A 12,330-nucleotide genomic window follows, 5' to 3' on the forward strand; every position below is an offset into this window, starting at 1 on the left:
ATATTTATATATGAAGAAAATAACGATGATTTTGGCCTTGTCTCTTGCGATAGGCCTGCAAGCACAACAACATGTGATGACTGTCGATGTTGCAAAGCCGACAGCCAAGATACAGCCTACGATGTATGGCATTTTCTTTGAAGATATTAATTTTGGTGCAGATGGTGGCTTGTATGCAGAATTAGTGAAAAACCGTTCGTTTGAGTTCCCACAGCCTTTTATAGGATGGGTTCCTTTTGGTAATGTGACGGTTCAGAGTGAGAAGCCCTGCTTCGACCGTAATCCGCATTATGTGCGTGTTGTGAATGACGGACGTTTGCTCCGTGCCGGGCTCGATAATGAGGGATTTACAGGCATCGGCTTGAAACAAGGAGAAGAATACCGTTTTTCTGTGTATGCCCGTACACCTGATGCAGGTTCGATGAAGCTTTCTATTGAATTGGTTCGTGCAGACGGTTCTAATCCATTGAAGAAGGAAATCGAGATAAAAGGTAATGAATGGAAAAAGGAGACAGTGATTTTAAAGTCTCCGTTTACGGATACTCATGCACGATTACGCATTGTATTATTGACAACAGGAACGGTGGATATGGATCATATTTCTTTGTTCCCTGTTAAAACATGGAAAGGACGCGAAAACGGATTGCGTGCAGATCTTGCACAAGCCTTGTATGATTTAAATCCCGGTGTCTTTCGTTTTCCGGGAGGCTGTATTATCGAAGGGAACAGCCTGGACACACGTTATCAGTGGAAAAATTCAGTAGGCCCGGTAGAAAATCGTCCTTTGAATGAAAATCGTTGGAACTATACCTTTAAGCATAAGGCTTTTCCCGACTACTTCCAGAGTTTGGGCTTAGGCTTTTATGAATATTTCTTGTTAAGTGAGGATATTGGTGCAGAACCTTTGCCGGTTATTAGCTGTGGACTTTCATGTCAGTATGAAAGCAATGAGGTTGTTCCTTTGGATGAACTTGATCCTTACGTGCAGGACGCGCTCGATCTGATAGAGTTTGCCAATGGTGATGTAGAGACGACTTGGGGTAAGGTACGTGCGGAAATGGGACATCCCGAACCGTTTAATCTAAAAATGATTGCTGTGGGTAACGAACAGTGGGACAAAGTGTATGTGGAACGTCTGGAAGTGTTTACCAAGGCTATTCGTGAGAAATATCCGAATATCAAGGTGATTGGTTCATCCGGCCCTAACGCTTCGGGGGATAAGTTTGACTATTTATGGCCTGAAATGAAGAGAGTAGGAGTCGATTTAGTAGATGAACACTATTACATGGAACCCAAATGGTTCTTGGAGAATGCCAAACGCTATGACGGCTACGATCGTAAAGGCCCGAAAGTATTTGCCGGTGAGTATGCGGCACATGATTACCCGACCCAAAAAGCTAACAATCTGTTTGCCGCTTTGTCTGAGGCCGCTTTCATGACCGGATTAGAGCGTAATGCGGATGTTGTACATTTGGCAACTTATGCTCCCTTGTTTGCTCACGTAGATGCTTGGCAATGGAATCCGGATTTGATTTGGTATGATAATTTGCGTATGATGCGTACTCCTAATTATTATGTTCAGCAGATGTATGGTATGAATGCCGGAACAGATGTACTTCGTTTGCAGATGGATGGAGAAGCGGTAACCGGACAGGACAGCTTGTATGCGACAGCGGCTCTTGACGCACCAACAGGAGAAATTATTCTGAAATTGGTGAATGTTGGTGCAAAACCTTCTGATGTGAAAATTGATTTTAATGGATTGAAGAAACGTCAACTTGTATCGGGTAGTTGCACTTATTTGCAGAATGATGATTGGAAGACTGTCAATTCGCTGGAACAGGAAATTTTAGTTCCTCGTGTTCGTCCTGTTCAAGTGAAAGGCCAATCAATGAATATACAACTTCCTGCACGTTCATTTGGGGTGTATCGCTTGCAATTGAATTAATTTTGTATCATATTTGAAATATATTTTATTTGATTATATTTTATTTCTCCTATCTTTGTAGCGGCATGTTGGAAAAGTTACCTTTCATACTGCTATTATTTATAAAATTATTTGTATCATGAAGAAACAACTTATCACAGGGCTGTTTGCTGCTTTGGCTGTAGGTGGGAGCGCACAGTCTTTCAAAGAATGGCAAGATCCAGAAGTAAATGCCGTAAATCGTGCTCCCATGCACGCTAACTATTTTGTCTATGAGTCGGACGATGCTGCTACTGTAGGTAAAAAAGAACAGTCCTCCTATTACATGTCCATGAATGGTTCTTGGAAATTTTTCTGGGTGAAGGATGCTGATTCCCGTCCTACTGATTTTTGGAAGGTAGGTTATAACGACTTGGGTTGGGACGATATACAAGTACCGGCTGTATGGGAATTGAATGGCTATGGCGATCCTATCTATGTAAATACAGGTTATGCGTGGCGTAACCAGTTCAAAAACAATCCTCCGCAGGTACCTACGGAGAACAATCATGTTGGTTCTTATCGTCGGGAGTTTGTTATTCCTGCTGTGTGGAAAGGGAAAGATATCATTGCTCATTTTGGTTCGGTGACATCGAACATGTATTTGTGGGTAAATGGGAAATATGTAGGTTACAGTGAGGATAGTAAGTTGGAAGCGGAATTCGATTTGACTTCTTATCTAAAACCTGGACAGAAGAATCTGATTGCTTTTCAAGTATTCCGCTGGTGTGACGGATCTTATCTGGAAGATCAGGACTTTTTCCGTTTCAGTGGCGTTGGTCGTGATTGCTATTTTTATGCACGCGACAAGAAACGCATTGAGGACATCCGCGTGACGCCTGATTTGGATACAGATTATAAGAACGGTTCATTGAACATTGCTTTGACTTTGAAAGGCGGTGGTACTGTTAATTTGGAATTGTTGGATGCTGCTGGTAAACAAGTGGCTACAGCTACAGCCAAAGGTAATGGTTCCATAGTGATGAATGTGGAAAATCCGTTCAAATGGAGTGCAGAATCTCCTTATCTATATACATTACGTGCTTCTATGCAGGGTAGTGCAGAAGTGATTCCTGTTAAGGTCGGTTTCCGTAAAATAGAACAAAAAAATGGGCAGATATTGGTGAACGGCCAGGCCGTACTCTTCAAGGGGGCTGACCGTCATGAACTGGACCCGGACGGTGGTTACGTCGTATCTCCTGAACGCATGTTGCAGGATATACAGGTTATGAAGAAGTTTAATATTAATGCTGTGCGTACTTGTCACTACCCGGATGACAATCTGTGGTATGATTTGTGTGATAAGTATGGTATTTATGTTATTGCAGAAGCCAATGTGGAATCTCATGGTATGGGTTATGGTGATGAGACTTTGGCCAAACGTGCCGACTATAAGAAAGCACATTTGGAACGTAATCAGCGCAATGTACAGCGTGGATTCAATCACCCCAGTATCATTTTCTGGTCATTGGGTAATGAGGCCGGTTTCGGACCTAACTTTGAGGCTGCCTACAACTGGGTGAAAGCAGAAGACTCCAGTCGTCCTGTCCAATATGAGCAAGCTCATGGAAATGAGTTTACAGATGTATATTGCCCTATGTATGCTGATTATAACCGCATGGAGAAATACGCTCGTACTAAAGATATCAAGAAACCGCTGATTCAGTGTGAATATGCCCATGCGATGGGGAACTCTCAAGGTGGTTTTAAAGAATATTGGGATTTGATTCGTAAATATCCCGTTTTGCAGGGAGGTTTTATATGGGATTTTGTAGACCAGTCTGTACGTTGGACTGGCAAGGACGGTGTCAGTATCTATGCCTATGGTGGTGATTTCAATCGTTATGATGCTTCCGATAATAATTTCTGCGATAATGGTTTGATCAGTCCGGATCGTGTTCCCAATCCTCATATGTACGAAGTTGGTTATTTCTATCAGAACATTTGGACAACTCCTGCTGATTTAGCTCAAGGTGAACTGAATGTGTACAATGAAAATTTCTTCCGCGATTTGTCTGCTTATTATATGGAATGGACAGTGCTTGCCAATGGCGAAGCTATTCGTAGTGGAAGAGTTGAAAATTTGAATGTGGCTCCACAGCAGACCGTCAAGATTAAATTGGATCTGGGACACGTGTGTGAATGCAAGGAATGGGTGCTCAACGTTTCATATCGTTTGAAGAACCGTGAAGGACTGTTACCGGCCGGTTATGTGGTAGCTAAAGACCAGTTGGTGCTGAATCCATATAAAGCCCCCGATATGGAATTGAAGAATGTAGAAGAAGCTAATGTTGCTGTAATTGTTCCCCAAGTGAAAGACAACGATTGGAGTTACTTGATTGTAGAAGGCGAGGATTTCAGTCTGGAATTCAATAAGCACACAGGTTATCTTTCCCGTTATGAGGTTGCAGGTACAAAAATGATGAAAGAAGGGACACAGTTGACACCCAATTTCTGGCGTGCACCGACAGACAATGATATGGGTGCAGGTTTGCAGCGGAAGTTTGGCGTTTGGAAGGATCCGGGTCTGAACCTGACATCCTTTGAATGGAATATGAACGATGGGCAAGTTGTTGTAAATGCAGAGTATGAAATGAAGAATGTTTCCGCTAAGCTGAATTTGACCTATGTTATCAATAATAAGGGAGCTGTGAAAGTTACTCAGAAAATGACAGCCGACGCACAGGCCAAAGTGGCTCCGATGTTCCGTTTCGGTATGCAGTTGCAGATGCCTAAGTCATTTGAAACGATTGAATATTACGGCCGTGGCCCAATAGAAAATTACATAGACCGTAACCATTCTACTGATTTGGGACTGTATCGCCAGAGCGTAGATGATCAGTTCTATTCTTATATTCGTCCGCAGGAAACTGGTACAAAGACCGACATTCGTTGGTGGAAACAGTTGAATGCTGCCAATCGTGGTTTGAAGATTGTAGCTGAGGCTCCTTTCTCTGCTTCTGCTTTGCACTACACTATTGAATCGCTGGATGATGGTTGGGATAAAGACCAGCGTCATTCACCAGAAGTGGAAAAGGCGGATTTGACCAACTTGTGCATTGACAAGGTACAGATGGGACTTGGTTGTGTAAACAGTTGGGGAGCGTGGCCTTTGCCGCAGTATCAGATACCTTATGGCAATTATGAATTCTCATTCATTCTGACTCCAATATGCCACAGTGTCTCTATGAAGTGATGGTTTATTAGCTTACTGATGGAACTGAAAAGCCGGATATGTTTATACTTAATATCCGGCTTTTTCATATATGCTGCACAACATAGTTTAGTAACATTCCAAAGTTTGTTGCTTTTTCTGTAATTAATTTCTAATTTGCGCCTCACAAAAATAAGGGCATGCACATGCATGCTAAGTATTCACATTAAATCTTATATATCATGAAAGTATATCAGACAAATGAAATCAAAAACATTGCTCTTCTTGGCAATGACGGATCGGGTAAAACCACTCTCACGGAAGCGCTGCTCTATGAGAGTGGTATTATAAAACGTCGCGGAAGAATTACCGCCAAGAATACGGTCAGCGATTACTTTCCGGTGGAACAAGAATATGGTTATTCTGTGTTTTCCACCGTTTTCCATGTAGAGTGGAATGGCAAGAAGTTGAATATTATCGACTGTCCGGGAAGTGACGACTTCGTGGGTGCAGCTATAACGGCACTCAATGTGACAGATACTGCTGTCTTGTTGTTGAATGGCCAATATGGCCCTGAAGTAGGTACTCAAAATCATTTCCGCTATACTGAGAAATTGGGTAAACCGGTTATCTTCTTGGTGAACCAGCTTGATAATGAAAAGTGCGATTACGATATGGCACTTGAGCAGTTGAAAGCGATTTATGGCTCAAAAGTTGTTCCGGTACAATATCCGTTGGCTACTGGCCCCAACTTCAATTCATTGATCGACGTACTGCTGATGAAGAAATATTCATGGGGCCCTGAGGGAGGTGCGCCTACCATTGAAGAAATTCCTGCCGAGGAAATGGAAAAAGCGACCGAATGGCATAAGGCTTTGGTTGAGGCTGCTGCCGAGCACGATGAAGAATTGATGGAGAAGTTCTTTGAACAAGAGTCGCTGACTGAAGACGAAATGCGTGAAGGGATCCGTAAAGGACTGGCTTGTCGTGGTATGTTTCCAGTGTTCTGTGTGTGCGCGGGTAAGGATATGGGAGTCCGCCGTCTGATGGAGTTTTTAGGTAATGTAGTACCTTTTGTTGATGAAATGTCACCGGTACATAATACGCGTGGTGAAGTGATTAAGCCTGATACAGACGCCCCTGCTTCTCTTTATTTTTTCAAGACAGCTGTTGAACCGCATATTGGCGACGTACAGTATTTCAAGGTGATGAGTGGTAAGGTACATGAAGGTGATGACTTTACAAATGCCGATCGTGGTTCCAAGGAACGCATAGTCCAGATTTATGCTTGTGCGGGATCTAATCGTATTAAAGTAGAAGAAATGGTGGCTGGTGACATTGGCTGTACGGTAAAGCTGAAAGATGTTCATACTGGTAATACGTTGAATGGAAAGGGAGCTGAAAACCGTTTCAATTTTATAGAATATCCGAATTCAAAATATTCACGTGCCATCAAACCGGTAAACGAAGCCGATACGGAAAAGATGATGGCTATCTTGAATCGTATGCACGAAGAAGATCCTACATGGATTATCGACCAATCGAAAGAGTTGCGTCAAACCATTGTACATGGACAGGGTGAATTCCATTTGCGTACATTGAAATGGCGTTTGGAAAACAATGAAAAACTTCAGATCAAGTTTGAAGAGCCTCGTATTCCTTATCGTGAAACGATTACCAAGGCAGCCCGTGCAGATTACCGTCATAAGAAACAGTCGGGTGGCGCAGGACAGTTTGGTGAGGTTCATCTGATTGTGGAACCCTATTACGAAGGAATACCAGCTCCTGATACCTATAAATTCAACGGGCAGGAGTTCAAGATGAATGTGAAGGGTACGGAAGAGATTCCTTTGGAGTGGGGAGGTAAGCTGGTGTTTGTCAACTGTGTGGTTGGTGGAGCCATTGATGCCCGCTTCATGCCGGCTATCTTGAAAGGTGTAATGTCCCGTATGGAGCAAGGACCTCTTACCGGTTCATATGCCCGTGATGTACGTGTTATCGTTTATGACGGTAAGATGCACCCCGTAGATTCTAATGAAATCTCTTTCATGCTCGCCGGACGAAATGCCTTTAGCGAGGCTTTTAAGAATGCAGGGCCGAAAATCTTGGAACCTATTTATGATGTAGAGGTATTTGTTCCTTCCGATAAGATGGGTGACGTGATGAGTGATTTGCAGGGACGTCGTGCTATGATTATGGGTATGAGCAGTGAAGCCGGTTACGAAAAACTGATTGCCAAGGTTCCTTTAAAGGAAATGTCTTCTTATTCGACTGCATTGAGTTCTTTGACGGGAGGCCGTGCATCGTTCATCATGAAATTTGCAAGTTATGAATTAGTTCCAAGTGATGTTCAGGATAAGCTGATTAAGGAATTTGAGGCCAAACAGGCTGAAGAATAGCGCAACTTCATTTCATCTGTTTTTTATAATTGTTAAAACCGCCAATCTTTTTAACGAAAGAAAGGCGGTTTTTATTGTTTTCCCATCAATAAGTTTGCTGAAAATGACTGTTATGATTAATTTTTTATTAATTTTGCAAATAATACAGGGCCTTGTTTTGTTATAGTTCCGATAATGGAACCTAAATAGCTTCAATCGGTTAATTTATCACCTCACTTGGGTTAAAACAGGTTAAGTGATTAGGAATGTTAATTAGGGACTGTTAATTTTGTAACTATGAAAAAGTCTACGATTTGGATATTAGGTGTTGTAATGGGGCTTTCGTTCCTCAGCTTGTTGTATCTGCAGATCAGTTACATTGAGGAAATGATAGAGATGCGCAATGAGCAGTTTGACGAATCCGTGAAACGTGCCTTAATGGCAGCTTCCAAGGATGTTGAATCTGCCGAGGTGGCCCGTTGGCTAAGAGATGACATTTCGGAAGCTGAAAAGAAAGCATGGGGACAGGCACAGGGTAAGGATGGGAATGGAATGGTGCAGACTCATCGTTTCATGATGACCTCTCCAGACGGAACAATACGTTCTTCGGTCGAACTGAAGACATTCTCCAACCAGCCATCCGAGTTGCCGCGGGCTATGATTTCGCGCAACCATGGTGTGAAGACCATTCCTCAGACATCTCGCTCGTTGGCTGATATGATCAAGAACCGTTATTTGTACCAGCGTGCTTTGGTGGATGATGTGGTTTTCAACATGCTTTATCATGCCAGCGATAAGCCCATTGAGCAAAGAGTCAATTTCAAAAATTTGGATCAATACATCAAGTCCGGTTTGATTGATAATGGCATTGGAGATTTTGACTATCATTTTAAGGTGATAGACCGTGACGGGCGGGAGGTGTACCGTTGTTCAGATTATAGCGATGAGGGGAGTGAAAGCTCTTATACCCAACCGTTGTTCTTGAACGATCCGCCTGCACGGATGAGCGTTGTGAAGGTTCATTTTCCGGGAAAGAAGGACTATATCTTCGATTCGGTTAGTTTTATGATACCTTCGATGATTTTTACTTTTGTGCTGCTTATTACGTTCATATTTACGATTTATATCGTATTCCGTCAGAAGAAACTGACAGAAATGAAGAACGATTTTATCAATAATATGACTCATGAGTTCAAGACACCGATTTCTACGATTTCGTTGGCTGCCCAGATGTTGAGCGATCCGGCTGTAGGTAAGTCTCCTGCTATGTTTCAGCATATTTCGGGAGTGATTAATGATGAAACGAAACGGTTGAGGTTTCAGGTAGAAAAGGTGCTGCAAATGTCGATGTTCGACAGACAGAAAGCAACACTGAAGCCTAAGGATGTAGATATTAATGAACTGATTACAGGGATTGTTCATACCTTTGCTTTGAAAGTGGAACGCTACAATGGAAAGATTGATACAGAGCTGGAAGCTACAGAGGCACATGTCCTTGTGGACGAGATGCATATCACAAATGTGATCTTCAACCTGATGGACAATGCCATGAAGTACAAGCGGCCTGATATAGACTTGCATTTGCTGGTAAAGACATGGAATGAGACCGGTAAACTGATGATTTCGGTACAGGATAACGGTATCGGTATCAGGAAAGAGAATTTGAAGAAAATATTCGAGAAGTTCTATCGCGTGCATACGGGTAATCTGCACGATGTAAAGGGCTTTGGATTGGGATTGGCCTATGTAAAGAAAATAATTATGGCTCATAAGGGAACCATTCGGGCTGAAAGTGAACCTAACATGGGAACTAAATTTATTATTGCATTACCTTTATTAAAAATTGATTGATATGGACGAGAAATTACGAATTTTATTGTGCGAGGACGATGAGAATCTCGGTATGTTATTGAGAGAATACTTGCAAGCCAAAGGCTATGCTGCCGACCTGTTTCCCGATGGAGAGGCCGGGTATAAAGCCTTTTTGAAAACGAAGTATGACTTATGTGTATTCGATGTTATGATGCCGAAGAAAGATGGTTTTACATTGGCGCAGGAAGTGCGTGCGGCCAATGCTGAAATTCCCATTATCTTCTTGACGGCAAAGACATTGAAGGATGATATTCTGGAAGGCTTCAAGATTGGTGCCGACGATTATATCACCAAACCTTTCAGTATGGAAGAACTTACTTTCAGAATCGAAGCAATCTTGCGTCGTGTGCGTGGTAAGAGAAACAAGGAAAGCAACATTTATAAGATTGGTAAGTTTACGTTTGATACTCAGAAGCAAATCCTTTCCACGGCCGAGAAGCAAACGAAGCTGACAACGAAAGAGTCTGAACTGTTAGGCTTGCTTTGTGCGCATGCCAATGAAATCCTTCAGCGCGACTTTGCTTTGAAGACGATTTGGATTGATGACAATTACTTCAATGCTCGTAGTATGGACGTGTATATTACGAAGCTGCGTAAGCATCTGAAAGAAGATGATTCTATCGAAATCATAAATATTCATGGCAAGGGTTACAAACTGATTACTCCCGAACCGGAGAATTGATTTCTATTTCAAAGTTGCCGTTCTGCCGTTTGTTCTTTGGAGCAAGCGGCAGGCTGATATTACAATATAAAAGGACGATTGCCCGGCAACCGTCCTTTTATATTTTGTTTGATTTTGAATTAATCGGCAATTCTCTTGTTGATGGCGATGTAGGCAACCAAGCCGATAACGATAACGACTGCTGCACCTCCCAAGATTAAATTGTTGTTAACATTACCAGTGAAGGAGCATGCTACCAGAATGATTGCTCCCACCAGGATTAGTATCAATCCCAAGTTTTTCAATAAGCCTTTCATTTGTGTGTATTTTTAATAGATTATTATATTCATGCAATTCAGTCACAAAGAAAAGCATAATTCTTTTACAAGCGAAATTATTTGTGCAAAAAAACTGTTAATGCCCGATTTCATTTGTTTTTTTCTCTTTTTTGTGACGTTTGAGGGCTGTATGCCGATCCCTTTTTTCAGTCTTTGATATTGATGAAAAAGTTTTTTCAGTAATTCCTATTCTGCACTCAGTTCTTCTAACTTTACTCCCTTCAGGGTTTCTATCAGAGTTGGTTGGCTATAAGACTCATTTTGGCCTCCGGCTCTCTTCGTCCTTGGTCAGGTGTATCCGATTGGTGTGGCGGTCTTTCATGCCCGATAAATCCTACATTGACGAATAAAAAGTATTAAATGTTTGCAGTTCAAAATAAAATGCCTACCTTTGCACCGCAATTTTTAAACCAACTAAAAAATTTAATCAAACAAGTATGAACCATTACGAAACCGTTTTCATTTTGACTCCCGTTTTGTCTGATGTTCAGATGAAGGAAGCGGTAGAGAAATTCAAAGGCATCCTTACTGCTGAAGGTGCTGCGATTGTAAATGAAGAGAACTGGGGACTGAAGAAGCTGGCTTATCCTATCCAGAAGAAGTCTACAGGTTTCTATCAGCTGATTGAGTTCGATGCAGAACCTTCTGTAATCGAGAAACTGGAAGTTAACTTCCGTCGTGACGAACGCGTAATCCGTTTCTTGACTTTCAAACAAGACAAGTATGCTGCCGAATACGCTGTAAAAAGAAGAAGTGTAAAATCAACTAAAAAGGAGGATTAATCATGGCACAACAAGTTCAATCAGAGATCAGATATTTAACTCCGCCTTCAGTAGACGTTAAGAAGAAAAAATACTGCCGTTTCAAAAAGAGCGGTATCAAGTACATTGACTACAAAGATCCTGAGTTCCTGAAGAAATTCCTGAACGAACAGGGTAAGATTCTTCCCCGCCGCATTACGGGTACTTCTTTGAAGTATCAGCGTCGTGTGGCTCAAGCTGTTAAGAGAGCCCGTCACTTGGCATTGCTGCCTTATGTAACTGACATGATGAAATAATAAGGAGGAGATAGTATGGAAATTATATTGAAAGAAGACGTAATAAACTTGGGTTATAAGAACGACATCGTGACTGTAAAGTCCGGTTATGGTCGTAACTACCTCATTCCTACCGGTAAGGCCGTTATCGCTTCTCCGTCTGCAAAGAAGATGTTGGCGGAAGAACTGAAGCAGCGTGCTCACAAGTTGGAGAAAATCAAAAAAGATGCTGAAGAATTGGCTGCAAAGCTGGAAGGTGTTTCTTTGACTATTGCCACAAAGGTAAGCTCTACGGGTACGATCTTTGGTTCTGTAGGAAGCATTCAGATTGCTGACGAGTTGGCAAAACTGGGTCACAATATCGATCGCAAGATTATTTCTATAAAAGACGCTGTGAAGGAAGTTGGTCACTACAAAGCAGTTGTTAAGCTGCATAAGGAAGTTTCTGTAGAAATTCCTTTCGAGGTAGTTGCTGAAGAAGCTTGATAAAACTTTCCGTTCCATAAAAATTTTGAGAGCGTACATCTTTGGTGTACGCTCTTTTTTTTCATCCTATTCCTTTACGTTGCCACGCAGCACTTCCTGAGGTCCCGACGCAGTGCTGCATGAGGATGTCATGCAGTGCTTTATGAGGAAGGAACGAAGCACTTCGTCAGAGGGCCAGTAAGCACGGTGTCAGACTGGAAGAATCTGCCCGTGAAGAAAAAAGGAAAAAATACGAGGCATTGGTACGAGTAAAATAGTCCTGTCAACAAAATCCATTGATAATCAGCTTATTTTGTTGACAGGACAACAGCCGTGCAAACTTTTTGAAAGAAAAATAAATTAAATAGTCCGCCTTTAAAGGCAAGGTATTTTTTATTTTTTTTCGCGGAAATGTTTACCAACGACCCTGTCCTGTCAACAATATCCATTGATAATCAGG

9 protein-coding genes are annotated in these 12,330 nt (G+C 42.0%); 8 read left to right on the forward strand and 1 reads right to left on the reverse strand.

What is annotated here, in order from left to right; all coding sequences use genetic code 11:
- Positions 1–10: 10 nt before the first annotated feature.
- From Q0Z70_RS04555 to Q0Z70_RS04575, 5 genes are all read left to right on the forward strand, one after another.
- On the forward strand, positions 11–1,948 hold the full coding sequence (locus Q0Z70_RS04555) for an alpha-L-arabinofuranosidase C-terminal domain-containing protein (protein WP_298072938.1): 1,938 nt from the start codon (positions 11–13) through the stop codon (positions 1,946–1,948).
- Positions 1,949–2,066: 118 nt separating this feature from the next.
- Positions 2,067–5,162, forward strand: a complete 3,096-nt coding sequence (locus tag Q0Z70_RS04560) for a glycoside hydrolase family 2 TIM barrel-domain containing protein (protein WP_298072939.1) — start codon at positions 2,067–2,069, stop codon at positions 5,160–5,162.
- A gap of 200 nt (positions 5,163–5,362) precedes the next feature.
- Entirely contained in the window at positions 5,363–7,519 is a 2,157-nt protein-coding gene (locus Q0Z70_RS04565; RefSeq protein ID WP_298072940.1) for an elongation factor G, read from the forward strand.
- A 276-nt stretch (positions 7,520–7,795) separates the two neighbouring features.
- The gene (locus tag Q0Z70_RS04570) at positions 7,796–9,349 is read left to right on the forward strand and encodes a HAMP domain-containing sensor histidine kinase (RefSeq protein ID WP_298072941.1); all 1,554 of its coding nucleotides are present in this window, start codon (positions 7,796–7,798) and stop codon (positions 9,347–9,349) included.
- A gap of 1 nt (position 9,350) precedes the next feature.
- Positions 9,351–10,052, forward strand: coding sequence for a response regulator transcription factor (locus Q0Z70_RS04575; RefSeq protein ID WP_298072942.1), 702 nt, complete (start codon positions 9,351–9,353; stop codon positions 10,050–10,052).
- A gap of 119 nt (positions 10,053–10,171) precedes the next feature.
- On the opposite strand, the gene Q0Z70_RS04580 is transcribed toward Q0Z70_RS04575, so the two are convergent.
- Positions 10,172–10,321 (reverse strand): hypothetical protein, encoded by a 150-nt coding sequence (locus tag Q0Z70_RS04580; RefSeq protein ID WP_298072946.1) that lies wholly within the window; start codon positions 10,319–10,321, stop codon positions 10,172–10,174.
- A 485-nt stretch (positions 10,322–10,806) separates the two neighbouring features.
- On the opposite strand from Q0Z70_RS04580, the gene rpsF reads away from it, so the two are divergent.
- Genes rpsF through rplI form a run of 3 tightly spaced genes read left to right on the forward strand, consistent with a single transcriptional unit; the run spans position 10,807 to position 11,891 of the window.
- Positions 10,807–11,151, forward strand: a complete 345-nt coding sequence (gene rpsF / locus Q0Z70_RS04585) for a 30S ribosomal protein S6 (protein WP_075317581.1) — start codon at positions 10,807–10,809, stop codon at positions 11,149–11,151.
- Positions 11,152–11,153: 2 nt separating this feature from the next.
- Positions 11,154–11,426 carry a 30S ribosomal protein S18 gene (rpsR, locus tag Q0Z70_RS04590; RefSeq protein WP_022020414.1) on the forward strand — a complete coding sequence of 91 codons (273 nt, stop codon included), beginning with the start codon at positions 11,154–11,156 and terminating at the stop codon, positions 11,424–11,426.
- Between the two features lie 15 nt (positions 11,427–11,441).
- On the forward strand, positions 11,442–11,891 hold the full coding sequence (gene rplI, locus Q0Z70_RS04595; RefSeq protein WP_298072943.1) for a 50S ribosomal protein L9: 450 nt from the start codon (positions 11,442–11,444) through the stop codon (positions 11,889–11,891).
- Positions 11,892–12,330: the final 439 nt, after the last annotated feature.

This window comes from uncultured Bacteroides sp., from assembly GCF_947632445.1.
In the GTDB taxonomy this organism is placed as follows: domain Bacteria; phylum Bacteroidota; class Bacteroidia; order Bacteroidales; family Bacteroidaceae; genus Bacteroides.

Coding starts and splice junctions, on each gene's coding strand:
- Q0Z70_RS04555 (WP_298072938.1), top strand. CDS start 11: ATGAAGAAAATAACGATGATTTTGGCCTTGTCTCTTGCGATAGGCCTG.
- Q0Z70_RS04560 (WP_298072939.1), top strand. CDS start 2,067: ATGAAGAAACAACTTATCACAGGGCTGTTTGCTGCTTTGGCTGTAGGT.
- Q0Z70_RS04565 (WP_298072940.1), top strand. CDS start 5,363: ATGAAAGTATATCAGACAAATGAAATCAAAAACATTGCTCTTCTTGGC.
- Q0Z70_RS04570 (WP_298072941.1), top strand. CDS start 7,796: ATGAAAAAGTCTACGATTTGGATATTAGGTGTTGTAATGGGGCTTTCG.
- Q0Z70_RS04575 (WP_298072942.1), top strand. CDS start 9,351: ATGGACGAGAAATTACGAATTTTATTGTGCGAGGACGATGAGAATCTC.
- rpsF (WP_075317581.1), top strand. CDS start 10,807: ATGAACCATTACGAAACCGTTTTCATTTTGACTCCCGTTTTGTCTGAT.
- rpsR (WP_022020414.1), top strand. CDS start 11,154: ATGGCACAACAAGTTCAATCAGAGATCAGATATTTAACTCCGCCTTCA.
- rplI (WP_298072943.1), top strand. CDS start 11,442: ATGGAAATTATATTGAAAGAAGACGTAATAAACTTGGGTTATAAGAAC.